The following is a 24,651-nucleotide window of genomic DNA, read 5'->3' on the forward strand; positions in this document are numbered from 1 at the left end:
CCAATATCTGGTTGAGGCGTCAAGCGACAGGGGTGGTTTTGTCGCGCGGCTCCGGTGTCAGCAGGTGCCGTATCAAAGCCACTGGATGCGCCTTCAGGCTGAGGCGGGTGGCGACGTAATCCTCAACCACCTGCTCGCCCAGTGTCATCTGGGGCAAGTATGCTTCGGGCTCGTCCAGCGCCTCGCCCTCCAGATCCTGCGAGAACAGCGGCAGCGGTTTCGCGGTGGCAATCGCCTTGGCCTGCCACAGCGCCTCGCGCCGGGTCAGGTCGCAGGCGGCAAAGGCATCAGCCTCGGCCAGACGTTCGATCACCGAGGGGCCAAGGCCCGCACGGCGCCAGACATCGTCGACCTGATGGTAGCCATTGCCGCGCGCGGCGGTGAGCCAGCTGGCATCTTCTTCGCTTAGCCCCTTGATCTGGCGAAAGCCCAGCCGCAGGGCCAGCCCGCCATGGCCATCGGGCTCCATCACATTGTCCCAGAAACTGGCATTGATGCAGACCGGGCGCACCTGAACCCCGTGTTCGCGCGCATCCCGCACGATCTGGGCGGGCGCATAGAACCCCATCGGCTGCGAGTTCAGCAGCGCGCAGGCGAAGATGCCCGGATGGTGGCATTTGATCCAGGCCGAGGCATAGACCAGTAACGCAAAGCTGGCCGCGTGGCTTTCTGGGAAGCCATATGACCCGAACCCTTCGATCTGAGAAAAGCAGCGCTCGGCAAAGTCATCCTGATAGCCGTTACGCTCCATCCCGCGCAGGAACAGGGCGCGGAATTCGCTGACATTGCCATGCTTCTTGAAGGTGGCCAGAGACCGCCGTAACCGGTCGGCCTGTTCCGGGGTAAAGCCCGCACCGACAATGGCGATCTGCATCGCCTGTTCTTGAAACAGCGGTACGCCCAGCGTTTTGCCCAGCACCTCACCCAATTCGTCCGAAGGGAAGCTGACCTCCTCCTCGCCATTCCGGCGGCGGATATAGGGGTGGACCATGTCGCCCTGAATGGGGCCGGGACGGATGATGGCGACCTCGATGACCAGATCATAGAAATTGCGCGGCCGCATTCGGGGTAGGAAGTTCATCTGCGCGCGTGATTCCACCTGAAACACGCCGATACTGTCGGCTTTGCAGAGCATGTCATAGACCGTGGGGTCCTCGGGCGGCAGGGTGGCCAGCGTATAGCCGGTCTGGTGGTGCTGGGTGATCAGATCGAACGCCTTGCGGATGCAGGTGAGCATCCCGAGGCTGAGGACATCGACCTTGAGGATGCCCAGACTGTCGATGTCGTCCTTGTCCCAGCAGATGACCGTGCGGTCCTCCATCGTGGCGTTTTCGATGGGGACAAGTTCGTCCAGCCGCCCCTCGGTGATGATGAATCCGCCCACATGTTGCGATAGGTGGCGGGGGAAACCGTTGATCTCATAGACCAGCATTAGAGTCTGTTTTAGGCGCCGGTCCTCGGGGTCGAGGCCAATCTCGCGCATGCGTTGGGCTTCGAGCCCGGCGGCCGAAAAGAACCCCCAGAGCTGTGAAGAGAGCGCCGAGATCGTGTCTTCGGTCAAGCCCATGGCGCGGCCGACCTCGCGGATGGCGCGCTTGCCGCGATAGTGGATGACGGTGGCGCAGAGACCGGCGCGGTGGCGACCATAGCGGTCATAGATGTGCTGGATCACCTCTTCGCGGCGTTCGTGTTCGAAGTCGACATCGATATCGGGTGGTTCATCGCGCGCCTCGGAGACAAAGCGCTCAAAAACCATGGTGCCCATCTCGGGGCTGACCTCGGTGATGCCGAGGCAGAAACAGACCACCGAATTGGCCGCTGAACCGCGCCCCTGACAGAGGATGCTGCGGGATCGGGCGAAATGGACGATGTCGCGGACGGTCAGGAAATAGGGTTCGTATTTCAGCTTGCCGATCAGGGTGAGCTCATGCGCCAGCATCTTTTGCGCCTTTTCTGACGCGCCCGCCGGATAGCGCCATTTTAGCCCCTCATGGGCCAGGCGATGTAGGCGTTCGGTCGGGGTTTCCTGCTCACTGCCCTCGCTGGGATATTCATAGCGCAATTCGTCGAGTGAGAATGTGAGTTGCTCACTGAGCGCATGGGCGCGAGTAACAGCCCCCTCATGGCCTTTGAAAATGCGCAGCATCTCACCCTCGGACCGCAGACGTTGTTCGCCATTGGCCAGCGCGTCTCGGCCCAGATCATCCACCTTGCGCCGCAGGCGGATGGCCGTCACCACATCGGCCAGCTTGCGGCGGGCGCCGTGATGCATCAGCGGCGTGGCGCTGGCGAGAGTTGGGATGCCGAGCTGTCCTGATTCAGTCTCTAATAAAGAGAAATACGCAGTATCCGCGCCATCGTACCGGGGGTGCATCAACAGATGCATCCGCCCGGCAAAGCGGCGCGTCAGCTGTTGCGCCTGTGTCCGCCATGCCTCCGCGCCGCCCGGAGAGCGCGTCGCTTGTGGCCAGAGCAGCAGGTGGAGGCCGTCGGAGAATTCGAGCAGGTCGGACAGGTGCAGGATGCAGTCACCTTTCTCGGCCCGCAGGCGACCTGCAGAGAGGATGCGGCACAGGTTGGCCCAGCCCTGTCGGTTCAGGGGCAGGGCGGTGACGGTGGGCGCGTCGGTGAAGATTAACCGCGCCGCCGGGATCAGGCGGGGCACCGCGTGGACCGGGTAGGACGGTGGTTTGGGAATGTGATCGGGACAGGGCGGGCCGATAGATGTATTCTGCGCCTCCCACGCCAGCCGTTCGCGGACCTTGCGGGCGATCTCGCGCCCTTGGGTGTGGGCGCGGACAATCCCCGCTACCGAGTTGTCATCGGCGATCGCGATGGCAGGTAGGCCCAAGGTGACGGCACGCTCCATATACTCCTCGGGGTGAGAGGCCCCGGTGAGGAAGGTGAAATTCGACGTGATCGACAGTTCGGCATACATGGCGATTCCATATTATATTCACGTTTTGTTCTTTTTCCGAGTCCTTTGCGTCATTGCGCAGGAACCGGGTCGTCAGAACGTGGTTGGGCAGGCACGTTCCGGGCAGAGAAGGAGACATATCATGCACAGAATATCCGCCCTCCCTACCGACCAGGTTGAGGCCTATCGAAACGGCGCGCCGGATGGTTACGGTAATCCGCCCGAACGGGCCATATCGAACGGTCAGGGGAACCCCTGTCGCCACTGCCTGACCTATATACCTGAAGGCAAAGAGATGTTGGTGCTGGCGCATCGCCCCTTCCCCGAGACGCAGCCATTTGCCGAAACAGGGCCAATTTACCTTTGCTCAGAGTCTTGCCAGCGCTATGAGAAACAAGCGGAATTACCCGAAGCGCTGACTGCGTCGCCCAACTATCTGATCAAGGGATATGGGGCGGATGACCGGATCGTCTATGGCACCGGGATCATCACACCACAGGCCAATTTGCACCAAGCAGCAGAGGACATCTTCGCCCGCGCAGATGTCGCCTATATCCATATCCGCTCGGCGTTGAACAACTGCTACCATGCGCGGATCGACCGGGTCTAAAGCTTGACCCGGTGCATCCCCCTGCGTGGCTGATCCTGATCATCGGCGGGTTCATCCGCAGGAGAGGACGTGAGTGCAAGGAACACATCCTCAAGGTCGGCTTCTTCAGTGCGAACGTCGCGGATGCGGATGCTGGCGGCGCGGACGGATTCCAGAACCTGTTCGGCACTGGTCAGGGCGCTGCGATATTGCAGCACGAGACTGCCATCGTCGCGTAGGGTCGCTTCGACCCCGTCGGTTGCGGGCAAGTCAACAACCGGGCTGTCTGGGACGATGACCATAGTGCGGCTGTCCATGCGGCCCAGCAGGTTGGCGGTGCTGTCCTGCGCGATCTTTTCACCGTGATTGATGATGGCGATCTCGTCACACATTTCTTGTGCTTCTTCCAGGTAGTGGGTGGTCAGGATGATGGTCATGCCTTGTTCGTTCAGCTTGCGCACATTGCTCCAGAGCATCTGCCGCAGCTCGATATCCACGCCCGCCGTGGGCTCGTCCAACACCAGAATCTTGGGATGATGCACCAACGCCTTTGCCAACAGCAATCGCCGCCGCATACCGCCGGACAGCGTGCGGGCATAGGCCTCGGCCTTGTCGCTGAGGCCGACCAGTTCGAGAATCTCATCGCTGCGGCGCTGGGCTTTTGGCACACCATAAAGCCCGGCCTGAACCTCCAACGCGCCCCGAGGGGTAAAGAACGGGTCCAGGTTCAGCTCTTGCGGCATCACGCCGATCGCGGCGCGGGACGAGCGTGGGTTCTGGTCCTGATTGAATCCCCAGATCGACACGTTACCAGCGGATTTCACCACCAGCCCGGCAAGGATATTGATCAGGGTCGATTTTCCAGCCCCGTTCGGCCCCAACAGGCCAAAGACAGACCCGCGCGGGACAGTCAGATCAATGCCCTTCAATGCCTGTTTCTCGGGCTGCCCCTTGCCGCCGCGATAGGTCTTGCGCAGTCCTTCGATCCTGATTGCCGCATCGCTCATGTGGCTCTTGCCCCCGGTTTGCTCATCGCTCATAAACGCACCTAGTACATGCCCGCGAGGCCGACAACCGAAGAAGGATCGCAAGCCGTGACAATCGAAGCGCCGGAAACCAAGATCGTGGAAACCGCCCGTGTTGCCTGTGATGGCGGCGAAGGCGCATTGGGTCATCCGCGCGTCTGGCTACAAATCCCCGAGGATACCGGCTGGGTCGAGTGCCCCTATTGCGATTGCAAATATGTTCTGAAGGGCAGGGAATTCGAAGTCCTGTAAGACTGGGATGGTGGCCCCTGAAAGGGCGCTGTTGGACGCAAAGCCAAACTCGGTCTATAAACTGACGCATATTTTTTTGATGTGATCAGTTTTCAGTAGTTTGGAATGAAGATTTTTCTGACAGTGGTGTTCTCCCTTTTGACCGCAGGCGCTGCTCTGTCTCAGCAGATTGTAAAACCCACCGGACCGGCGATCACCGATACCGGTTGCCTCGTCAAAGGGCTTAATCCGAATGGCGACGGGTTTCTGGCACTCCGAACCGGGCCTGGTTCCTCGTATCAACAAATTGGCAGTCTGAGGAATGGCGACGCCGCCTATATCCGAGCATGCGACGGTAAATGGTGCTATGTCGAAAATGGCGCGATTAACAATGTTGAGTCGACATTTCGTGGCTGGAGTCACACCGGATGGTGCGAATTCTACCCCTGACCGCCGCCAACAGGCTGCACGGCGCACGGTGACGCAATTTATCTGAGTTCTTCCTTTGGCGACTCGTCGTACAGCGACTGGTATCTGCACGCATTCCATGGCAGGACAGACCAACAAGCGGCGAAGGGAGCAAAGGCATGAGCAGTTTCGGAAAAGGGTGTCATCTGCATCTGATCGACGGATCGGCCTTTATTTTCAGGGCCTATCACGCGCTGCCGCCACTGACGCGCAAGTCGGACGGGCTGCCGATCGGCGCAGTTTCCGGGTTCTGCAACATGCTGCAGAAATATGTAGAAGGAAACGCCGGGCCCGACGCCCCGACCCACGTGGCGGTGATTTTCGACAAAGGGTCGCACACGTTCCGCAATGATCTATATGACCTCTACAAGGCCAACCGTGAGGCGATGCCCGAAGATCTGCGCCCGCAGATGCCGCTGACCCGTGAGGCGACCAAAGCATTTAACATCGCCTGCAAAGAGCTTGAGGGCTACGAGGCCGACGACATCATTGCCACGCTGGCCGTGCAAGCCCGTGAGGCGGGGGGCCGTGTGACCATCGTTAGTTCGGACAAGGACCTGATGCAACTGGTCGGCGGCGGTGTGGAAATGCTGGATGCTATGAAGAACAAGCGCATCGATACCGATGGCGTGTTCGAGAAGTTCGGCGTGGGTCCTGACCGTGTGGTTGATGTGCAGGCGTTGGCCGGGGATAGCGTGGATAACGTTCCGGGGGCGCCGGGTATCGGGATCAAGACTGCGGCACTGCTGATCAATGAATATGGTGACCTCGAAACCCTGCTGGACCGCGCGGAAGAGATCAAACAACCCAAACGCCGTCAGACCCTGATCGAGAAACGCGACCAGATCGAACTGTCGAAGAAGCTGGTGCAACTGGACGAGCAGACGCCGCTGGACTTCACGCTGGATGATCTTGAGGTGAAGGACCCCGATGCCGAGACCCTGCTGGGTTTTCTGGCCGAGATGGAGTTCCGTACTCTCACAAAACGCATCGCTGACAAGCTGGGGGCCGAGGCCCCGGTGATCGCTGATGCACCCGCGCCGGTTGCCGAGGTCGAGGAAGCCGAAGCGCTGCCATTCGATGCGACGAAATATGATTGCGTCCGGGATGCCGAGGCGCTGCAGAAATGGATCGATCAGGCCTACGAGCGGGGCTGGGTGGCCGTGGATAACGAAACCACCGGCCTGAATGAAATGATCGCCGATTTGGTGGGCATATCGCTGTGTGTTGAGGCGGGCGAGGCTTGCTATGTCCCGCTGACTCACCGCGATGGGGCGGCGGATGACCTGTTCGGCTCGGATGCGCTGGCCGAAGGGCAGATGCCGCTGGATGAGGCTCTGACACTGCTGAAACCGATGCTCGAGGATCCGTCGATCCTGAAAATCGGGCAGAACATGAAATACGACGCCAAGATTTTTAAGCGCTACGGTGTCGATGTCGCCCCGATCGACGACACGATGCTGATGTCCTACGCGATGCATGGCGGTGAGCATGGGCATGGCATGGATACGCTGTCCGAACGATATCTGAGTCACACGCCGATCCCGATCAAACCGCTGCTGGGCTCGGGCAAGTCGGCGATCACCTTTGACAAGGTGCCGATTGACGAGGCCACCGCCTATGCCGCTGAGGATGCGGATATCACCTTGCGCCTGTGGAAGCTGTTCAAGCCGCAACTGCATCAGGTTCAGGTGACTACGGTCTATGAAACGCTCGAACGTCCGCTGGTGCCGGTACTGGCCGAGATGGAAATGCATGGCATCAAGGTCGACCGCGATGTGCTGAGCCGCATGTCGAACGCCTTTGCGCAGAAAATGGCCGGATTAGAGGCTGAAATCCACGAATTGGCGGGTGAGAATTTCAACGTCGGCTCGCCTGCACAACTGGGTGAGATCCTGTTCGACAAGATGGGGCTTGAGGGCGGCAAGAAGGGCAAGACCGGGAAATACTCTACCGGGGCCGATATTCTTGAGGACCTCTCGACCGAGCATGAACTGCCGCGCCGGGTGTTGGACTGGCGGCAGCTGTCCAAACTGAAATCGACCTACACAGATGCGCTGCAGACCCATATCAACCCGGATACGGGACGGGTGCATACGTCTTATTCGATTACCGGGGCGAACACGGGCCGTCTGGCCTCGACCGATCCAAACCTGCAAAACATTCCGGTGCGAACCGAGGAAGGGCGGCGCATTCGCGAGGCGTTCATTGCCGAGCCGGGCAATGTGATGGTCAGCCTCGACTATAGCCAGATCGAACTGCGGATTCTGGCCCACATCGCCGATATTCCCGCTTTGAAACAGGCATTTGCCGATGGGTTGGATATTCACGCGATGACCGCGTCCGAGATGTTCGATGTGCCGTTGGACGAGATGACGCCGGATATCCGCCGTCAGGCCAAGGCGATCAACTTTGGTGTGATTTATGGCATCTCGGGCTTTGGTCTGGCGCGCAACCTGCGCATTCCGCGGGCCGAGGCGCAGGGGTTCATTGACCGCTATTTCGAACGCTTCCCCGGTATTCGGAAGTACATGGATGACACCGTCGCATTCGCCAAAGAGCATGGCTATGTGCAGACGCTGTTCGGGCGCAAAATTCATACGCCCGAGATCAACGCCAAAGGCCCGCATGCGGGCTTTTCACGCCGGGCGGCGATCAACGCGCCGATTCAGGGCACGGCGGCGGATGTGATCCGGCGCGCTATGGTGCGGATGCCGGATGCAATCAACGGGCTGCCCGCCAAGATGTTGCTGCAGGTGCATGACGAATTGCTGTTCGAAGTGGCCGAGGACGCAGTCGATCAGGTAATCGGCGTGGCGCGCGACGTCATGGAGGGTGCGTCCGATCCTGCCGTGGAGTTGGATGTAAAGTTGAGCGTGGATGCCGGGCAAGGGGCGAACTGGGCCGAGGCGCACTGACCGGCAATTTGGGCGCGCGCTGCTCATCAGGCCCGGCGGGCCCTCTTCGCAGCGGGTCAGTCCTGTGGACTGACCATGCGGTTCACCAACCGCTGCACGGATGGGCCAAGAAGCAGGATTACCGTGAAGGCAATGGGCCAGCAAAAGGCCCAGGAGGCCATCCAGTCACCAAGGGTGCTCGGGCCAAAGCCGATGGCCTTTACCGTTGCGATGCCGGTCACGATGCAGGACATCAGGCCGGACATGATCAGGCTGAATAAGGCGCGGGCATAGCGGGCAGGGATCATTGTGGGCATCCTGAGGGTCGAGATGCCTCTGATGTGCTGTATTTTCCGTCAAAAGGCCAGAGCTAGACCCGCATCCAGCCGAGACTGTCAGGAGTTCGGGGTGTTGAGGGCGTGTATTCGGCGCTGACCCAACCGGCATAGCCTGCGGCGTCCATGGTGGTGAACAACCGGCCGAAATCTGTTGGCCCCAGTCCCGGTTCGCAGCGATCCGGGGCAGCCCCAATCTGGGCGTGGACGACCCGAGGGTGAAAGCGATCCCAAATTGCCTGTGCATCGCCGTGGATCATATGGGCGTGGAAACTGTCAAATTGCAGGCCGATGTTGGGGCGGTCCACCCGGTCCAGCACTTGCTCGGCCAGATCGTAGTCATTCAGGAAATAGCCGGGTTGTGACACCGGGTTGAGCGGCTCGATTGTGAACTGCTGCTGCGGCGCAAAGTCGGCGGCCCATTGCAGGTTGCGCACGAAACTCTCTAACGCATCCGGCCCGGAGGCATAGCCTGACATGATGTGGATCAGCCCCGGACTAAGGATATAGGCATAGCGCATCACGCGGCGGATATCGGACTGGAACCGCGCCTCACCGCCCGGAACGGCTGCATAACCGGGCTCACCCCCGGTGTAATTGGGCGGTGGAGCGTTGATCAGCACCAGTTCGAGCCCGTTGGCCAGCAGGGCGCGGTGGGTCTCCTTGGCGGCCAACTCATAGGGGAACAGAATTTCGACGGCTTGAAAGCCGGCCTCGGCCGCCGCCTGAAATCGTTCCAGATAGGGAAGCTCTGCAAAAAGCAGTGAAATGTTGGCGGCGAATTTGGGCATGAATGGCCTCAGTGCAGTTGGTCACAGGACCATAACTGCGCCGAGTTTTCGGTGAAAGGGACTGAAAACGACAGATTGTCGAAAATCGGCCAGAACGCCCCGCGCAAATCAGAGACGTTCCGAAGAATACGGCGAATCATTTTATCGGCGCCGTGCCAACAGAAGGTATGAACCCCATGGCAATGAGCCCTGATCCCGTGCGCGGGAACACTCTCTCTGTGTCTGGTGGCGGAAATTCCGCCTTGTCTGGCAACGGCTTGGCCGTAGCCTCGATGCTGACATGGGCAGCAGGGTTTCCGGCGGCTGAGGTGCTGCTGCAGAGTTGGCCTCCGGTCGCGTTGTTTGCCGCACGGCTGGCACTTGCGGTGGCAGTCATGCTGCCGATCTGGCTGCTGATCGACGGGTCAAATCGTGTATTGCGGGCGCGCTGGGGACATGCGTTGTTTGTTGGCGGAATGCTGGGTGCGGGGATGTTCCTGATCATTCTGGCGCAAAAGATGACTGACCCAGTGACCGTGGCGATCATCGCGTCCTGCGCGCCTTTGTTTGCGACCCTGATCGAACTGGCAACGGGAACGCGGCGGTTGCGGTGGAACTTTGCCCTTGGCGTGATCGTGTCGATCATTGGCGGTCTGATTGCCACCAGCGCCGTGGCTCCGGCCCAATTGGGGATGGGGGCGGCCTGTGCCATCGTGTCCACGGGGTTGTTCTGCTGGGCCTGTATGGCAACCGCGCGGGACTTTCCCGAGCTTAGCCAGACCGGGCGCAGCACCATTACCTTTGCGGGTGGGTTGGTTGTGGCGTTGCTGCTGTTCTTCGTGGCCGGGAAACTGGGGATGGAAGTCATGCCCTCCGCGCCTATCGATGTTCAACAGATCGGCATGCTGGGCATCTACGCGCTGGTGGCGATGGGAGTGAGCCAGGTGTTGTTCATCTCATCCGTTGGACGGCTGGGAGTAGCGCTGGCCTCGTTCCACATCAACATCGCGCCGTTTTACGTGATGCTGATCATGCTGGTGCTGGGGGAAGAGTGGAACTGGACCCGCGCGCTGGGCGCGGGGATCGTGGCAATGGCGGTAGTGCTGGCGCAGGACCGGAAGGTCGCAAAGCCCGCTTAATCCGGCAGGTCTTCGGACTTGATCAAGGGGAAAAACTGCTCGCCGGACCAGACGCCGAACCAATCGCCATTGTGTTCCGCGATGTCCACAAGGCGATAGAAGCTCTTGCGGTCGATCCGCGCCTCAAGGTTTGCGCGAACCAATATGTAGGGCGATGGCTCATCTGTTTCGGGATCAATGACAATGCGGATCGGATGGTCCGGCCCTGCCACCGCGGTGTCGCCGACATGGGTGGTAAAGCTCAGGTTTTGGGCCTTGCCTTCGCCTTCGACGTCGAAATCGACGGCCACAAAGGGCGCATCCTCGACGATGATTCCCACCTTTTCGACCGGGGTCACCAGATAGTATTTTCCGTCTTCTTTCTTAAGAATTGAGGAAAATAGCTTCACAAGCTCGAACCTGTTGATGGGTGACCCTAAGTAACTCCATGTACCATCTTTTGCGATCCGGATGTCCAGATCGCCGCAAAACGGAGGATTCCAAAGGTGAACGGGGGGCAAACCCTTGGTTTTGGCTGCTTTGACTGATGCAGCCAGGCCATCAGGCGAAGGTGTCACAGGTTTTTGTCCGCTCATTGCTTTTGCCATTTCCTCTCAGCGCGATACACTTCAATCATAATAGTCCACGGAAGGGAAAGTCATGACCGAACCTGTCGACCTCGTGTCCGAGATCGAAGCGCTGGAAAACAAGCTGCAAGAGGCCAAATCCTCGATCACCCGCCGCTTTATCGGGCAGGAAAGGGTCGTGGATCTGACCCTGACCGCGTTGCTGTGTGGTGGTCACGCGTTGTTGATCGGTTTGCCGGGTCTGGGTAAGACGCGATTGGTTGAAACCTTGTCGACTGTAATGGGTTTGCATGGCAACCGTATTCAGTTCACGCCCGACCTGATGCCTGCCGATATTCTGGGTTCCGAGGTTCTGGACACCGCCGATGACGGCAGCCGCCATTTCCGGTTCATTTCCGGCCCGATCTTCTGTCAGCTGTTGATGGCGGATGAGATCAACCGTGCCAGCCCGAGAACGCAATCGGCGCTGCTGCAGGCGATGCAGGAACGCACCGTGACCGTGGCGGGCGAAGATCGATCGTTGGGTGAACCCTTCCACGTGCTGGCCACGCAAAACCCGATTGAGCAAGAGGGCACCTATCCGCTGCCCGAGGCGCAGTTGGACCGTTTTCTGGTGCAGATCGACGTGGACTACCCGGATCGTCAGACCGAACGCGATATCCTGTTGGCGACAACGGGGGTCGAAGAAGATGACTCGCACGAGATTTTCACCAAAGAGGAATTGCTGGCCGCGCAGGTCCTGTTGCGCCGGATGCCGGTAGGGGAGTCGGTGGTTGAACTGATCCTCGATCTGGTCCGCGCTTTCCGTCCTGAAGAGGCGGGCGTGTCCGAGCGCGTCGCCGAAACCGTGGCCTGGGGCCCCGGCCCCCGTGCGGCACAGGCGTTGATGATGACGGTGCGTGCACGGGCCATGCTGCAGGGACGGCTGGCGCCCAATGCCGAGGATGTGCTGGACATGGCACGTCCGGTCCTCAGCCACCGGATGGCGCTGAACTTTGCGGCACGGGCGCGCGGTGACAGTCTGGCCGATCTGATCGACTCGACCGCGGCCGGTCTGATCCGCACTGAGGCTGCGGCGTGAATGCCGCGCTGACCCTTCGCGAAAGATCTGAGGCCGAGGCGTCCCGGCTGCCGCCCCTGTTGGCGCGGGCCGAACATCTGGCCGGAACGGTTTTACTGGGCGACCACGGGCGCAGACGTTCCGGGCTTGGCGATGACTTCTGGCAATACCGCCCCGCGCAGATCGGTGACAGCCGCCGGATGATTGACCACAGGCGCTCGGCCCGTGGGGATCAGCAGTTTGTGCGCGAACGCGAATGGCAGATCGCGCAATCGGTCATGCTTTGGGTCGATCAAGGCGCGTCGATGCGGTTTGCGTCTGACAAGTCTCTGCCCACCAAGGCCGACCGCGCGCGTCTATTGGGCCTGTCCACGGCTATCCTGCTGGTGCGTGGCGGCGAACGTGTTGGCCTGACCGGCACCACTCTGCCGCCCCGGCGCGGAAATGCGCAGGTCATCCGTCTGGCGCAGGCCTGGTCCGAGGATTCCGACACCGACTATACCCCACCCGAACATCGCGCGATGATCCCGCATGCCCGCGCCGTGTTCATTTCCGATTTCCTTGGGCCTCTGGACGAGGTCGAACTGGCCCTGACCAAAGCCGCCGATCGCGGTGTGCGGGGCGTTTTGCTGCAGGTTCTCGATCCGGGTGAAGAGACTTTTCCTTATCGCGGTCGGACCATTTTTGAAAGCGTTGGTGGCTCGGTCCGGCATGAAACCCTCAAGGCCGGGGACCTGCGCGACCGCTATCTGGAACGTCTTGCGAAACGCAAGGACGCGCTGACGCAACTCTGCCGCGCGACGGGCTGGCAATTGGGTCTGCACCATACCGGTGACAGCGCGCAAGCGGCTCTGTTGTGGCTCTATCGGGCGCTTGATGGGGGAACGCGATGACGGTTCTGGCGGGCATCGGCTTTACCGCCCCATGGGTGCTGCTGGGTCTGTTGACCCTGCCGATCCTGTGGCTGATCCTGCGCGCGGTGCCACCCGCACCGATCCGCCGCCTGTTCCCGGCGGTGACCCTGCTGCTGGGGTTGAAGGATGACGAAAGCGTCTCGGATCGCACCCCGTGGTGGCTGATGCTGTTGCGGATGCTGGCGGCGGCGGCGATCATTATCGGGTTGGCCGGTCCGGTCCTGAACCCTTCGCGGGATGAAACTGGTTCGGGGCCTCTGCTACTGGTACTGGATGCCAGCTGGGCAGGGGCAACGCGGTTGTCCTCAACGCTGGACCAGATCGACGTACAACTGTCCGAGGCCGGGCGCGCGGGCCGCACCGTGGCCATCCTGCGCCTGACCGAACCCGAAGCGCCGGTGTTTCAGGCGGCGGAGGCATGGCGTGGACGCCTGCCGGGTCTGACGCCGACCCCGTGGCAGCCCACTGAAACACAGATCGATCAGGCGCTGGCTGCGCTAGATCAATTGGATGGAGGGTTCGACACCCATTGGTTCAGTGACCGTCTGGCCTATGACGGCCATGACCGAGTTCTGGCGGCGTTGCAGGCGCGGGGGGCGGTAACGGTGTACCAATCCACAGCGCCTGTGGTTGCGATCCTGCCTGCCGCCTATCAGGACGGTGTGATCCAGCTGACCGCCCAACGCGCGGTGCCGGGACCCGCCGACCGCGTCACTGTGCTGGCGCAAGGCCGCGATCCGGCGGGTGCAATGCGCGTTTTGCAATCGGTCGAAATGGAATTCCCCAGCGGAGAAACCCTGGCGCAAGTGGATCTAGCTCTGCCGTCCGAACTGCGCGCCCGGATCACCCGGTTCGAGATTCAGGGCCAGCGTTCCGCCGGGGCGGTGACGCTGACCGATGACAGCCTGCGTCGGCGCGAGGTCGCCCTGATCGCCGGAACCCTGAACCGCGAGGGGCTGGAGCTGCTTTCGCCGCTGCATTACCTGACACAGGTTCTGAAACCCACGGCGGAGTTCGTCGAAGGCGGGTTGCTTGAGGTTCTACCTGCCAACCCGGATGTGATTGTTCTGGCCGATGTGGCCAAAATGTCCGAGGGCGAACAGGCTGCGCTGGTCGAATGGGTGGAACAGGGCGGGCTGCTGCTGCGCTTTGCCGGTCCGCGCATGGCCGCCAGCGATTTGGGCCGCGATGCCGAAGATGACCTGCTGCCGGTCCGCCTGCGCAGCGGTGGCCGTTCAGTTGGTGGCGCGATGAGCTGGGGTGAGGCCAAGGGGTTGGCGGCGTTCCCGGAAAATTCGCCTTTCTACGGGTTGCAGGTGCCGGGTGATGTCACCGTCACCACGCAGGTCATGGCACAACCAGACCCTAATCTGGCGGATCGGGTGATTGCATCCCTGTCGGACGGCACGCCCTTGGTCACGCGCAAGGCGCTGGGGCTGGGGCAGGTGGTGCTGTTTCACGTGACCGCGGATGCGGAATGGTCCAGCCTGCCGCTGTCGGGCCTGTTTGTCGAAATGCTGGATCGTCTTGCCGTCGCCTCGGCCGCCAAATCCCGTCAGGAGGCTCAGTTAAAGGGGACCACGTGGGAGCCGATACAGGTCATGGACGGGTTTGGTACTCTGTCGGATGCGGGCAATCTGGCGGGTGTTGAGGGGTCCGACCTGATCTCGGGCACAATCGGCCCGGACTTGCAGCCCGGATTGTATGAAAGCGGCAAGGAAAAGCTGGCTTTGAATGTCTTGTCAGAAGATGCGGTGCTGAACCCGATAGCCTGGCCCTCGGAGGTGCCGATCAAAGGGCAAGAGGTGAACAACGAGACACCCATTGGGGGCATCCTGCTCAGCATTGCGCTGCTGTTGCTGACCGTGGACGTCATCGCCTCGCTGGCCTTGTCTGGTCGCCTTGGTCTGGCCAAAGCAGCGGCAGTTGCGCTGGGCGCGGTGTTGCTGGTGCCTGAGGCGCAGGCGCAGACGCCGGAAGAGACCGACTTTGCGCTGAACGCCACGCAGGAACTGGTGCTGGCCCATGTGCTGACCGGCAATGCGCAAGTCGATGATGTAGCAGGCGCGGGAATGCGTGGACTGGCGCAGACGCTGTTCTATCGTACCTCGGTCGAACCGGCGGAACCCATCGGTGTGGATCTGGAACGCGATGAGCTGGCATTCTTCCCGCTGCTCTACTGGCCAATTACACCGGATCAGCCGCAGCCTTCTGTAGAGGCATATGCCAAGCTGAACGCCTATCTGCGTTCGGGCGGGATGATCCTGTTCGACACGCGGGACGCGGATGTGGCACGGTTTGGTGCTGCCAGCCCCAATGGGCGCAAGTTGCAACAACTGGCCGGTCCGCTGAATATCCCTTCGCTAGAGCCTGTTCCGCGTGACCATGTGCTTACGCGCGCGTTTTATTTGCTGCAGGATTTTCCGGGTCGTTACGCAGGCACCGAGGTCTGGGTCGAGGCCGCGCCGCTGGATGCGGAACAGATCGAAGGGATGCCCTTCCGCAACCTCAATGACAACGTGACCCCGGTGGTGATCGGCGGCAATGACTGGGCTTCGGCCTGGGCGGTGGATCGCAACGGGCAGGCGCTGTTGCCGGTGGGGCGCGGGTATGCGGGCGAACGTCAGCGCGAGCTGGCCAATCGCTTTGGCGTCAATCTGGTGATGCATGTGCTGACCGGGAACTATAAATCCGATCAGGTCCACGTGCCTGCGCTTTTGGACAGGTTGGGACAATGACCGGAACCGTCATATTCGATCCACTGATCCCGTGGCCGGTTCTGGCCGCTGTTGCCGCGATTGCGATTGCTGGCGTTCTATTGGCGTTGTGGCGCGGACTGTCCGGCTGGGCCTTGCGCGGGCTGGCGGCCTTGGTGGTGATCGCTGCGCTGGCGGGTCCGGTCTATCAGGTCGAGGACCGCGCGCCGCTGACCGACATCGTGCTGATGATCGAGGATGAAAGCGCCAGCCAGACCCTCTCGGACCGGGCCGAGCAAACCGCGCGGGCGGCCGAGGACTTGGCCGCCGAGATCGAATCCCGCGACAATACCGAATTGCGCCGGATCAAGGTGGGTGACGGTAACGGTGACGAAGGCACTCAGGTCATGGCCGCGCTGAACGAAGCGCTGGCCGAGGAACCGCGCGCCCGGATCGCGGGTATTCTGGTGGTGTCGGATGGCATCGTGCATGACGTCGATCAGGCCCCCGAACTGCCCGCGCCGCTACACCTGCTGCAAACCGGGCGCGACAGCGACTGGGATCGCCGTCTGATCGTCCGCAACGCCCCCGCCTTTGCCATCATCGGTGAACCCGTGACCCTGACCCTGCGGATCGAGGACAGCGGCGCCGCCCCCGCCGGGGCCGTGACCGCGCCGCTTGAGCTGTCGGTCGATGGGGCCGAGCCCGAGCAATTGAACATCCCCATCGGTATTGATGTCGAACTGCCCATCACGCTGCCCCATGGTGGCCGCAACGTCATCCAGTTCACTGTACCGCAGGCCGAGGGTGAGCTGACCGACCGCAACAACACCGCGCTGATCCAGATGAACGGCGTGCGTGACCGTCTGCGGGTGCTGCTGGTTTCGGGTGAGCCGCATCCGGGCGGACGAACTTGGCGCAACCTGCTGAAATCCGACAGTTCGGTCGATCTGGTGCATTTCACCATCCTGCGCCCGCCCGAGAAACAAGACGGCGTGCCGGTGGACGAACTCTCGCTGATCGCCTTTCCGACGCGCGAGCTGTTTCTGGAAAAGATCAACGATTTCGACTTGATCATCTTTGATCGTTACAAGCGGCGCGGCATCCTGCCTGCGATCTATCTGGACAACGTCACCAATTATATCAACGACGGTGGAGCGGTGCTGATTGCCGCCGGGCCGGATTTTGCCAGTGCCGACAGTATCTTTCGCTCGCCCTTGGCGTCGATTCTGCCGGCGCAACCTACCGCCCGCGTGATCGAGGAACGCTTTGTGCCAATGGTTACCGATCTGGGCCATCGCCACCCGGTGACGACCAATCTGGGCGATTCCGAGGATTGGGGTGCGTGGCTGCGTCAGATCGACGTGAATCAACTCACCGGTGAGCTGCTGATGACCGGCGTGGATGACCGCCCCTTGTTGGTACTGGACCGCGTGGGCGAAGGGCGCGTGGCGCTGCTGGCCTCGGACCACGCGTGGCTTTGGAGCCGGGGGTTCGATGGCGGCGGCCCGCAATTGGAGCTGCTGCGCCGCCTGGCCCATTGGATGATGAAGGAGCCCGAGTTGGAGGAAGAAGCCCTGTGGGCCGAGGCCAACGGTCAGCTCATGCGTATCATCCGCCAGACGCTTGAGGATCAGGCCGGGCCTGTGACCATTACCCGCCCCAATGGCGAAACGCTTGAGATCACGCTGGACGAGGTGTCTCCGGGGCGGTTCGAGGCGCTGTATTTTGGGCCAGAGATCGGGCTCTATCGTCTGCAGGAGGGCGAACAGATGGCGGTGATCGGACTTGGCCCTGCGGCACCGAAGGAATTTGAGCGCACCATTGCCACCAACGAGGTTCTGCAACCCGTACTGGATGAGTTGCGTGGCGGTGCAATGCGGTTGGAGGACGGCTTGCCGTCGATCCGAAATGTCCGAGCCGGACGTCCGGCCTCGGGTCGCGGTTGGATCGGCCTGACACCGCGCAACGCCTATGAGACGCGCGACGTCACGCAGGCCGGGTTGCTGCCGCCGTGGCTTGTCCTGGTGCTGGCCGGAGGATTCCTGCTGGCCGGTTGGCTGCGTGAGGGGCGGCGCTGATTATTCGAACACCACGCTGACCGTCGGATCACCGGGCAACCCGACATAGGTGGCGGATGCGCCGCCCTTGCCTTTGGCAGGCGGCACAAGCGGCCCGAAGGACCCGACTGAGATCAGGTCGCCGGGCTGGAACTCGATCCCTTTGGATATCAGCCATAGAGCCGCGTTCGCCGGATGCCCCAGAACCGCCGCGCCGGGGGCTTTTGCCAGAACCTCCCCGTCCGCGGCGCTGAGCGTGACGGTCATATCTGCCAACGCCTGTGTCATCGCCGCAGGATCAGATACCTGAATTTCAGAACCTAACACCCCCAGTTTCGGCGCAACCGCGATCGCGGTCAGGGTCACCGGGGTGATCGGTTCGCCCTCAGTCAGAGTCAGGTCGGGCAATTCGATGAAGGGGCGGATGGCCTGGATGTTCTGCATGACTTCGACGGGAGTTGTGGCCTGATTGATGCCCGCGTCGCCGACGACCAGAATCAAATCGGCCTCGAATACCGGACGGGCGCCCCAGTTGATTGGCACAGTCGTTCCGTCCACCAGCATCATGTCGCGGAACAGGACGCCCTGAACCGGTTCAGAAGCGCCAAAACGCTCCTGCGCAGGGGCGCTGGTCAGGCCTGCCTTGTAGCCGATCACCGGACCCATATGTGGCTCTAACGCAGAGACAATCTTGGCTTGGGTGCACAACGCGTCCTCGATGCTGCCACCAACGGACAGGGCGGGCGTGGGCGTCTTGGTCAGATAGTCCTGCACATATTGATCCACCTGCGCATCCGTGGCGCAATCGGCCTGCGCCGATGCAACTGAGGCAAGAAAACAAAGTGCTGCGGTTGAGAGAAAAAAACGCATGGCGGACCTCCGGTTTTGAAAACTCTGACACGGGGCACGCGGGTCCAGCAACGGCTTAAACACTTTTTCATGCTCTGCCCGGATGCTTGTCGCGGAACGGTCCGGGATCACCAAAGATGAGTCTTGCAAACAAACTGGCACAGGAGCGGCGCGCGCGGCTGGCGGCCGAGCGTCTGTTGGCGATGAAACAGGCCGAGCTTTCCTCGGCCAATCGCAAGCTGGGCCTGCACGCAATGGCGCTGACCAAACGCATCGGCGAAACCCAGGCCGAGGTTGAAACCGTTCGGGGTGAAAACGAAAAGGTTAAATCCGACCTGACCGAGGCCAACGCCAAGATCGAAGTGGCCGAGCGCCGCCTTTGGCATTCGATGCAGACCATTCAGGACGGCTTTGCTTTCTTTGATCATCAAAACCGCCTGATCGGGGCCAATGCGACTTACCTCAGCTTGTTTGACGGGCTGGATGAGGTGGAGCCGGGTATCACCTACGCGCGTATCCTTGAGATTCTGACCGAAGAGGGGCTCGTCGATACCGGGGCGGAAAAGGCGGCGGACTGGCAGGCCAGAATGCAGGAGCGCTGGGTGCAACCGCATCCGGATCCGGTGGTGATCAAGCTGTGGAACGGTGAGTATTTCAAGATGATCGACCAGCGCGGCAATGGCGGCGACGTGGTCAGCCTGGGTCTGAACATCACGGCTTCGGTCCGCAATGAGGCCGAACTGAACGCCGCTCGCGAACGGGCAGAGGCCGCGAACCGGGCCAAGTCCGCTTTTCTGGCCAATATGAGCCATGAGATCAGGACGCCGATGAACGGCATTGTCGGGATGACGGAATTGCTGTCGGAAACCCCGCTGGACGAGGAGCAGCGCCTGTATCTCAACACCATCCGCAACTCGGGCGAGGCGTTGCTGGTGATCATCAACGACGTGCTGGACTATTCCAAGATCGAGGCCGACAAGCTGATCCTGCACCCCGAACAGTTCGACTTCGAACGCTGCATTCTTGAAGTCGCGATGCTGCTGCAGCCCAGCGTCCGCGACAAGGGGCTGTCGCTGCTGGTCGACTATGACCTATTCCTGCCGACCCTGTTTGTGGGTGACCCCGGCCGCGTGCGGCAGGTGCTGACCAATCTGGTGGGCAACGCGGTTAAGTTCACCTCGGACGGGCATGTGCTGATCCGCGTGACCGGGGTGCCGAATTCAGAGACTAACACGTGCGATATCCACGTCGCGATCGAGGATACTGGCATCGGGATCGAGGCCGACAAGATCGGGCATATCTTTGGTGAATTCAATCAGGTTGAGGACGAGAAGAACCGCGAATTCGAAGGCACCGGGCTGGGGCTGGCCATCACCAAACGGCTGGTCACGTTGATGGGCGGAACCGTCTGGGTCGAAAGCGAACCGGGGCAGGGGTCGTGTTTCGGGTTCCGGATCTCACTGCCCACGGTCGAAGGTCCGCAACCCTTACCGCCCGATCTGGCGGGCCGCCTGCGCCATGTGATCGTGGTCGAGGATCTGGCCGTCAACCGCGCCATCCTTTCGAAACAGTTGGGGCGACTGGGGTCTCGGGTCACCGTCTGCGCCTCTAGGGGTGAGGCGCTGGCGGCCGTCGATGACAGCGTCGACCTGCTGCTGTGCGATCATGATCTGCCGGACATGGACGGGTTGGAACTGGCGACCACGCTCAAGGATAGGGGGTGGGATGACTTGCCGGTTGTGGTGATGTCGGTCAATCCGGGCGTGATCCATGCCAACTCGGCCCGTCACTTGATCGAGGGGGTGTTGCAGAAGCCCATTCCCCGGGCCGAGCTTTATGCGCGCCTGACCATGCTGGGGCGGGCCTCTGCCGTTCCGGGCTTAGGGCTGGAGCCGTCGGAATTCCCGCCCGTGCAGACCAACGAACGCCAACGGCAGATGCGTGTGCTGGCGGCCGAGGACAACCGGACCAATCAGCTGATCCTGCAAAAGATGGTCAAGGACCTGAACATCGACCTGCAATTTGCGGGCAACGGGGTCGAGGCGGTGGATAAACATCTGGACTTCGACCCAGACCTGATTTTCATGGATATCTCGATGCCCAAAATGGATGGCAAACAAGCGACGGCGGAAATCCGACGGCGCGAGATTGAAACGGGGCGGCACGTGCCGATTGTCGCCCTGACCGCGCATGCCATGGCCGGGGATGATCAGGGTATCCTGTCGGCGGGGCTGGATCACTATCTGACCAAGCCGCTGCAGAAACGCAAAATCCACCAGATGATTGCGGATCACCAGCCCGAGGAGACCTTGCCCGTCATTGCCGAAGGCGTCACTGCCAGCTAGCGTGACCCCATGTCAAACCGTGGATTTCAGCCCCGTGCATTAGGTGAGATTGCTATTCGGTGCGCCAATATGGGCGCGATGGTTGCGTTTTATGAGAACGTGATCGGGCTGGAACGCCTAACCGGAGATCACAACAGCACAATCACCTTTTTTCGCATTGCCGAAGGGTTTGGCGGCCACACGCAGGTGCTGGCCCTGTTTCATCACACAGCTGCCCCACGGCCCGGGCTGCACCCGAGCGGCAAGGGCAAACCTGCGACCGGAGCCGGGTCGTCGCTGCATCATATCGCGCTGTCTCTGCCCTTTGAAGAACAAGAGGCCGTGATGCGCTGGTATGACGAAATCGGCCAGCCCTACCGCGTCGAACAGTTCGGCTGGATCGGATGGCGCGGTATTTTCACCGAAGACCCCGAGGGCAATACGGTTGAATTGGTTGCCTATGACCGGTCGATGCTGGATCAGGCCTGATAGGGGCGTACAAAGACGGGCTTGTCGTCCTCTGACAGGTCTGGGCGGTATGCATAGCCGCCGGTGTCGAAATCCAACAGGGATTTGGGATCAGTCAGGCGATGTTGGATGATATAACGCGCCATTGCGCCGCGGGCCTTTTTGGCAAAGAAGCTAACGATCTTGGGGGTGCCCGCCTTGTCCTCCATAAAGACCGGCGTGATTACTCGCAGCTTCAGCGCCTTAGGATCGACCGCGCCAAAATATTCCTGACTGGCGCAGTTCACCAGCACGTCCGAGCCGATCTGATTCCCTTGTGTGTTCAGAGCCTTGCTCAGCTGATCGCGCCAATATTCATAAAGGTTCTTGCCGCGGCGGGTTTTCAGCTTGCTGCCCATCTCAAGCCGATAAGCCTGAATCGCGTCCAGAGGGCGCAGTACGCCGTATAGGCCGGACAGAATTCGAAGGTGATCCTGCGCCCATGCCATTTCCTCGGCATCCAGCGAGGCCGCTTCCAATCCTTGATACGTGTCGCCCGCAAAGGCCAGCGCGGCAGGGCGGGTTACGTCGGCGTCCGGGATGTCGGAAAAGGCGCGATACCGGTCACGGTTCAGACGCGCCAGATCGTCGCTCAGGTCCATCAGTTTCTTCAGATCGCCCAGCGTCAGATTGCGGGCGGTTTTCGAAAGCCGGATCGCGTCGTCCTGAAAGTCGGGCTGTGTAACTTCAATGTCCCGTTCTGCCCAGTCCAGCCGCTTGGCCGGGGAAATCACTACCAGCATATCCGCCCTCGTTTCTTGCCTGTCCTGCGGTATCTAGGTCGTTTTGCGTATTACCAAAAGAGCTTTTGTCGAAAGGCGCGGTCGACGACTGGGAGAGACGGTGTCTTTTGACGCCTTTGAAACGCGAAATGAACTAGCCCGCCTGTTGCAACACGTCCAGAAACGCGGCGCCAAACCTTTCGTGACGGCGGTCGCCCAGAACTTGCTCCAAACCGCGCGGATCGTCGGGCCGTAGCAGCGCAACTTTGGCCAGTTGCGAGGCCGAGCAGGTCAGCGGTTTGTCGATCCCGTCGGGACCGCGCGATAGCCGCGATTGAACCTCAAGCAGCCGGTCGTAAATCTCACCCTGATCGCGCCCGGCCAGTTTGCGGCGGGCGGGGTGAACGGCCTCGACCGCGCCAGCGATCACCTCAAGAAAGGTATCGCCATAGCGTTCCAGCTTTTTTGCGCCAACGCCGCCGATGCGTGCCATGTCGTCCAGCGTTACGGGGCGGTTTTCGGCCATCTCGATCAGGGTGCGGTCGGGGAAGATGACATAGGCAGGCACGCGTGCGGATTCCGCCAGAGCGCGGCGTTTGGCTTTCAGTGCGCTCAGCAAGGGCGCGTCTTCCTCGGACACCATCATCTTGACGGCGGGACGACGTCCGGCTTTGCGCAGCGTGTCCTTGCGCAGGTTGATTTGCGCCTCGCCCTTCAGAATCGGCTTGGCGGCCTCGGTCATGCGCAGTGCGCCGTGACGTTCTGGGTCTGGACGGACCAGGTCATGGCCCATCATCTGCCGGAAGATGGCCTGCCATTGCGGGCGGGACCAGTCTTTGCCGATGGCCCAGGTGGATAGATTGTCATGGCGGCGCGCGCGGATCTTGTCGGTCTCATTGCCCAGCAGAATGTCGATCAGATGGCCCGCGCCAAACCATTCTTCGGTACGCAGAATGGCGGACAGTGCCATACGGACCGGCGTGGTGCCGTCGAACACCTCGGGCGGCGTATCGCACAGATCGCATTTGCCGCAGGGTGCAGCCTGTTCGCCGAAATATCCCAACAGGGTTTGACGGCGGCAGACCAGCGCCTCGGCCAGTCCAAGCAGAGCGTTCAGGCGGGCGTGGTCGGCCATGCGGCGCTCGGGCGGCGCCAGACCCTCGTCGATTTGAGAGCGGCGTAGGCGGATGTCATCGGGGCCGAATAGGGTCAACGTCTCGGCAGGGCCGCCATCACGTCCCGCGCGGCCGATTTCCTGATAGTAGGCTTCGATGGACTTGGGTAGGTCCGCATGGGCGACCCAGCGGATATCGGGTTTGTCGATGCCCATGCCAAAAGCGACGGTGGCGACAACGATCAACCCGTCCTCGCGGGCAAAGCGGGTTTCGACGATACGACGATCTTCGGGGCCCATGCCGCCGTGATAGTAACAGGCTACGCGGCCTTCGTCGCGCAGGGCTTGGGCCAGCACTTCGGTCTTGTTGCGAGTGCCGCAATAGACGATGCCGGACTGGCCTTTACGAGCGGCGGCGAAGTCGAGGATTTGCTTGCGCGGCCCGTCCTTGGCGGCAAAGGCCAGATGGATGTTGGGCCGGTCGAAGCCGCGTAGGAACTTACGGGGTGCGGTGCCGTCAAACAGCTTATCGACAATTTCGTCCTGCGTTTCCGCGTCGGCTGTCGCGGTGAAAGCAGCTAGCGGCACGTTCAGCGTGCGCCGCAGCTCTCCGATCCGCAGGTAATCGGGGCGGAAATCGTGACCCCATTGGCTGACGCAGTGGGCCTCGTCCACGGCGATCAGGCTGACATTGATCCGCCGCAGCATGCCCAGCGCCGACCCGGCGGCCAGACGTTCGGGGGCCATGTAGAGCAGTTTCAGCCGCCCGGCCTCCAACGCCTCCCACACTGCGTCGGTTTCTTCGGGGGTGTTGCCCGAGGTCAGCGCACCCGCCTCAACGCCCGCCTCTTGCAGCCCACGCACCTGATCGCGCATCAGGGCGATCAGCGGGGAAATCACCACCGTCACCCCGTCGCGAAGCAGGGCAGGCAGCTGATAACACAGAGATTTACCGCCGCCCGTCGGCATGATCGCCAGCACGTTTTCGCCTGCGGTCACGGCATCGACGATCTCTTCCTGACCGGGGCGGAAGTCGTCGAATCCAAAGACATCTCGCAGCAAAGGCGCGGCGTCGAACATGTGCGGGGTTGCCCTGTTTTAAGGTTTATCTGCTCTTAAGACAGGACAATCACATACTAAGATTCGGTGAACAAGAGGTCAGACGAAATAGACCATATTGTTGATCAGGATGATCCGCAGTGCATAGACGCCGACCAGCACGACTAGAGGCGTCAGGTCCAGCCCGCCCATCGCGGGCAGAAAGCGGCGGATAGGGCCATAGATAGGCTCTAATATGCGGTTCAGGCCGTACCAGATTTGCGCGACCAACTGTTGATGCAGGTTGAGCACCTGAAAGTTGATCAGCCAGCTCATGATCACATGGGCCAGAATGATGAACCAGACAATGTCCAGGATCAGCAGCAGAATTTGGATCAGCGACAGCATGGGGCCTCCGGAGTATTCGTCT

20 protein-coding genes are annotated in these 24,651 nt (G+C 61.1%); 11 read left to right on the forward strand and 9 right to left on the reverse strand.

Annotated elements, in window-relative coordinates; translation table 11 throughout:
• Positions 1–19: 19 nt before the first annotated feature.
• Complete coding sequence (locus tag ACR0ER_RS07295; RefSeq protein ID WP_480768353.1) at positions 20–2,938, reverse strand: error-prone DNA polymerase; 2,919 nt, start codon at positions 2,936–2,938, stop codon at positions 20–22.
• A gap of 121 nt (positions 2,939–3,059) precedes the next feature.
• On the opposite strand from ACR0ER_RS07295, the gene ACR0ER_RS07300 reads away from it, so the two are divergent.
• On the forward strand, positions 3,060–3,527 hold the full coding sequence (locus ACR0ER_RS07300) for a DUF1203 domain-containing protein (protein WP_480768354.1): 468 nt from the start codon (positions 3,060–3,062) through the stop codon (positions 3,525–3,527).
• Here ACR0ER_RS07300 and ACR0ER_RS07305 read toward each other — a convergent pair.
• On the reverse strand, positions 3,524–4,513 hold the full coding sequence (locus ACR0ER_RS07305) for an ABC transporter ATP-binding protein (protein ID WP_480768489.1): 990 nt from the start codon (positions 4,511–4,513) through the stop codon (positions 3,524–3,526). The two genes, ACR0ER_RS07300 and ACR0ER_RS07305, sit on opposite strands and share 4 nt — an antisense overlap.
• A gap of 87 nt (positions 4,514–4,600) precedes the next feature.
• Between ACR0ER_RS07305 and ACR0ER_RS07310 the strand changes: the two genes are divergently transcribed.
• The 3 genes from ACR0ER_RS07310 (at position 4,601) to polA (ending at position 8,148) form a co-directional block, all read left to right on the forward strand.
• Complete coding sequence (locus ACR0ER_RS07310; RefSeq protein ID WP_170329734.1) at positions 4,601–4,783, forward strand: zinc-finger domain-containing protein; 183 nt, start codon at positions 4,601–4,603, stop codon at positions 4,781–4,783.
• Positions 4,784–4,888: 105 nt separating this feature from the next.
• On the forward strand, positions 4,889–5,212 hold the full coding sequence (locus ACR0ER_RS07315) for an SH3 domain-containing protein (protein WP_480768355.1): 324 nt from the start codon (positions 4,889–4,891) through the stop codon (positions 5,210–5,212).
• 137 nt (positions 5,213–5,349) lie between these two features.
• The gene (gene polA / locus ACR0ER_RS07320) at positions 5,350–8,148 is read left to right on the forward strand and encodes a DNA polymerase I (RefSeq protein WP_480768356.1); all 2,799 of its coding nucleotides are present in this window, start codon (positions 5,350–5,352) and stop codon (positions 8,146–8,148) included.
• Between the two features lie 56 nt (positions 8,149–8,204).
• On the opposite strand, the gene ACR0ER_RS07325 is transcribed toward polA, so the two are convergent.
• Both ACR0ER_RS07325 and ACR0ER_RS07330 read right to left on the reverse strand, forming a co-directional pair.
• Positions 8,205–8,435: a DUF2798 domain-containing protein gene (locus ACR0ER_RS07325; RefSeq protein WP_480768357.1), complete on the reverse strand. Its 231-nt coding sequence runs from the start codon at positions 8,433–8,435 to the stop codon at positions 8,205–8,207.
• 62 nt (positions 8,436–8,497) lie between these two features.
• On the reverse strand, positions 8,498–9,253 hold the full coding sequence (locus ACR0ER_RS07330) for a hydroxypyruvate isomerase family protein (RefSeq protein ID WP_480768358.1): 756 nt from the start codon (positions 9,251–9,253) through the stop codon (positions 8,498–8,500).
• A 176-nt stretch (positions 9,254–9,429) separates the two neighbouring features.
• Between ACR0ER_RS07330 and ACR0ER_RS07335 the strand changes: the two genes are divergently transcribed.
• Positions 9,430–10,371, forward strand: coding sequence for a DMT family transporter (locus tag ACR0ER_RS07335; RefSeq protein WP_480768359.1), 942 nt, complete (start codon positions 9,430–9,432; stop codon positions 10,369–10,371).
• On the opposite strand, the gene ACR0ER_RS07340 is transcribed toward ACR0ER_RS07335, so the two are convergent.
• On the reverse strand, positions 10,368–10,946 hold the full coding sequence (locus ACR0ER_RS07340) for a DUF1285 domain-containing protein (RefSeq protein ID WP_480768360.1): 579 nt from the start codon (positions 10,944–10,946) through the stop codon (positions 10,368–10,370). The two genes, ACR0ER_RS07335 and ACR0ER_RS07340, sit on opposite strands and share 4 nt — an antisense overlap.
• Before the next feature lie 64 nt (positions 10,947–11,010).
• Between ACR0ER_RS07340 and ACR0ER_RS07345 the strand changes: the two genes are divergently transcribed.
• From ACR0ER_RS07345 to ACR0ER_RS07360, 4 genes are read left to right on the forward strand one after another with little or no spacing between them, the layout of a single operon-like run.
• Positions 11,011–12,018 (forward strand): AAA family ATPase, encoded by a 1,008-nt coding sequence (locus ACR0ER_RS07345; RefSeq protein ID WP_480768361.1) that lies wholly within the window; start codon positions 11,011–11,013, stop codon positions 12,016–12,018.
• Positions 12,015–12,890, forward strand: a complete 876-nt coding sequence (locus ACR0ER_RS07350; protein WP_480768362.1) for a DUF58 domain-containing protein — start codon at positions 12,015–12,017, stop codon at positions 12,888–12,890. The genes ACR0ER_RS07345 and ACR0ER_RS07350 overlap by 4 nt, the downstream gene beginning before the upstream one ends.
• The gene (locus ACR0ER_RS07355) at positions 12,887–15,649 is read left to right on the forward strand and encodes a DUF4159 domain-containing protein (protein ID WP_480768363.1); all 2,763 of its coding nucleotides are present in this window, start codon (positions 12,887–12,889) and stop codon (positions 15,647–15,649) included. The genes ACR0ER_RS07350 and ACR0ER_RS07355 overlap by 4 nt, the downstream gene beginning before the upstream one ends.
• On the forward strand, positions 15,646–17,688 hold the full coding sequence (locus ACR0ER_RS07360) for a hypothetical protein (RefSeq protein ID WP_480768364.1): 2,043 nt from the start codon (positions 15,646–15,648) through the stop codon (positions 17,686–17,688). The genes ACR0ER_RS07355 and ACR0ER_RS07360 overlap by 4 nt, the downstream gene beginning before the upstream one ends.
• Here ACR0ER_RS07360 and ACR0ER_RS07365 read toward each other — a convergent pair whose 3' ends face one another.
• The gene (locus tag ACR0ER_RS07365; RefSeq protein WP_480768365.1) at positions 17,689–18,537 is read right to left on the reverse strand and encodes a 2-keto-4-pentenoate hydratase; all 849 of its coding nucleotides are present in this window, start codon (positions 18,535–18,537) and stop codon (positions 17,689–17,691) included.
• Between the two features lie 116 nt (positions 18,538–18,653).
• Here ACR0ER_RS07365 and ACR0ER_RS07370 point away from each other — a divergent pair, with 116 nt between their 5' ends.
• Both ACR0ER_RS07370 and ACR0ER_RS07375 read left to right on the forward strand, forming a co-directional pair.
• Positions 18,654–20,861 carry a response regulator gene (locus ACR0ER_RS07370; RefSeq protein ID WP_480768366.1) on the forward strand — a complete coding sequence of 736 codons (2,208 nt, stop codon included), beginning with the start codon at positions 18,654–18,656 and terminating at the stop codon, positions 20,859–20,861.
• A 9-nt stretch (positions 20,862–20,870) separates the two neighbouring features.
• Positions 20,871–21,329 carry a VOC family protein gene (locus ACR0ER_RS07375; RefSeq protein ID WP_480768367.1) on the forward strand — a complete coding sequence of 153 codons (459 nt, stop codon included), beginning with the start codon at positions 20,871–20,873 and terminating at the stop codon, positions 21,327–21,329.
• Here the strand turns inward: ACR0ER_RS07375 and yaaA are convergent.
• From yaaA to ACR0ER_RS07390, 3 genes are all read right to left on the reverse strand, one after another.
• Positions 21,320–22,090, reverse strand: coding sequence for a peroxide stress protein YaaA (yaaA, locus tag ACR0ER_RS07380; protein WP_480768368.1), 771 nt, complete (start codon positions 22,088–22,090; stop codon positions 21,320–21,322). The two genes, ACR0ER_RS07375 and yaaA, sit on opposite strands and share 10 nt — an antisense overlap.
• Before the next feature lie 133 nt (positions 22,091–22,223).
• Positions 22,224–24,263 (reverse strand): DNA helicase RecQ, encoded by a 2,040-nt coding sequence (gene recQ / locus ACR0ER_RS07385; RefSeq protein ID WP_480768369.1) that lies wholly within the window; start codon positions 24,261–24,263, stop codon positions 22,224–22,226.
• Between the two features lie 78 nt (positions 24,264–24,341).
• The gene (locus ACR0ER_RS07390) at positions 24,342–24,629 is read right to left on the reverse strand and encodes a YggT family protein (RefSeq protein ID WP_170329719.1); all 288 of its coding nucleotides are present in this window, start codon (positions 24,627–24,629) and stop codon (positions 24,342–24,344) included.
• Between the last annotated feature and the right edge of the window lie 22 nt (positions 24,630–24,651).

This window comes from Ruegeria sp. CH8 (assembly GCF_056536985.1).

Bases quoted from the DNA above. Each gene is read 5' to 3' on its own strand.
- ACR0ER_RS07305 (WP_480768489.1), bottom strand. From the start codon at position 4,513: ATGAGCGATGCGGCAATCAGGATCGAAGGACTGCGCAAGACCTATCGC.
- ACR0ER_RS07360 (WP_480768364.1), top strand. From the start codon at position 15,646: ATGACCGGAACCGTCATATTCGATCCACTGATCCCGTGGCCGGTTCTG.
- ACR0ER_RS07355 (WP_480768363.1), top strand. From the start codon at position 12,887: ATGACGGTTCTGGCGGGCATCGGCTTTACCGCCCCATGGGTGCTGCTG.
- recQ (WP_480768369.1), bottom strand. From the start codon at position 24,263: ATGTTCGACGCCGCGCCTTTGCTGCGAGATGTCTTTGGATTCGACGAC.
- ACR0ER_RS07370 (WP_480768366.1), top strand. From the start codon at position 18,654: ATGAGTCTTGCAAACAAACTGGCACAGGAGCGGCGCGCGCGGCTGGCG.
- ACR0ER_RS07345 (WP_480768361.1), top strand. From the start codon at position 11,011: ATGACCGAACCTGTCGACCTCGTGTCCGAGATCGAAGCGCTGGAAAAC.
- ACR0ER_RS07330 (WP_480768358.1), bottom strand. From the start codon at position 9,253: ATGCCCAAATTCGCCGCCAACATTTCACTGCTTTTTGCAGAGCTTCCC.
- ACR0ER_RS07375 (WP_480768367.1), top strand. From the start codon at position 20,871: ATGTCAAACCGTGGATTTCAGCCCCGTGCATTAGGTGAGATTGCTATT.
- ACR0ER_RS07340 (WP_480768360.1), bottom strand. From the start codon at position 10,946: ATGAGCGGACAAAAACCTGTGACACCTTCGCCTGATGGCCTGGCTGCA.
- yaaA (WP_480768368.1), bottom strand. From the start codon at position 22,090: ATGCTGGTAGTGATTTCCCCGGCCAAGCGGCTGGACTGGGCAGAACGG.
- ACR0ER_RS07300 (WP_480768354.1), top strand. From the start codon at position 3,060: ATGCACAGAATATCCGCCCTCCCTACCGACCAGGTTGAGGCCTATCGA.
- ACR0ER_RS07390 (WP_170329719.1), bottom strand. From the start codon at position 24,629: ATGCTGTCGCTGATCCAAATTCTGCTGCTGATCCTGGACATTGTCTGG.
- ACR0ER_RS07365 (WP_480768365.1), bottom strand. From the start codon at position 18,537: ATGCGTTTTTTTCTCTCAACCGCAGCACTTTGTTTTCTTGCCTCAGTT.
- ACR0ER_RS07315 (WP_480768355.1), top strand. From the start codon at position 4,889: ATGAAGATTTTTCTGACAGTGGTGTTCTCCCTTTTGACCGCAGGCGCT.
- ACR0ER_RS07295 (WP_480768353.1), bottom strand. From the start codon at position 2,938: ATGTATGCCGAACTGTCGATCACGTCGAATTTCACCTTCCTCACCGGG.
- ACR0ER_RS07325 (WP_480768357.1), bottom strand. From the start codon at position 8,435: ATGATCCCTGCCCGCTATGCCCGCGCCTTATTCAGCCTGATCATGTCC.
- polA (WP_480768356.1), top strand. From the start codon at position 5,350: ATGAGCAGTTTCGGAAAAGGGTGTCATCTGCATCTGATCGACGGATCG.
- ACR0ER_RS07335 (WP_480768359.1), top strand. From the start codon at position 9,430: ATGGCAATGAGCCCTGATCCCGTGCGCGGGAACACTCTCTCTGTGTCT.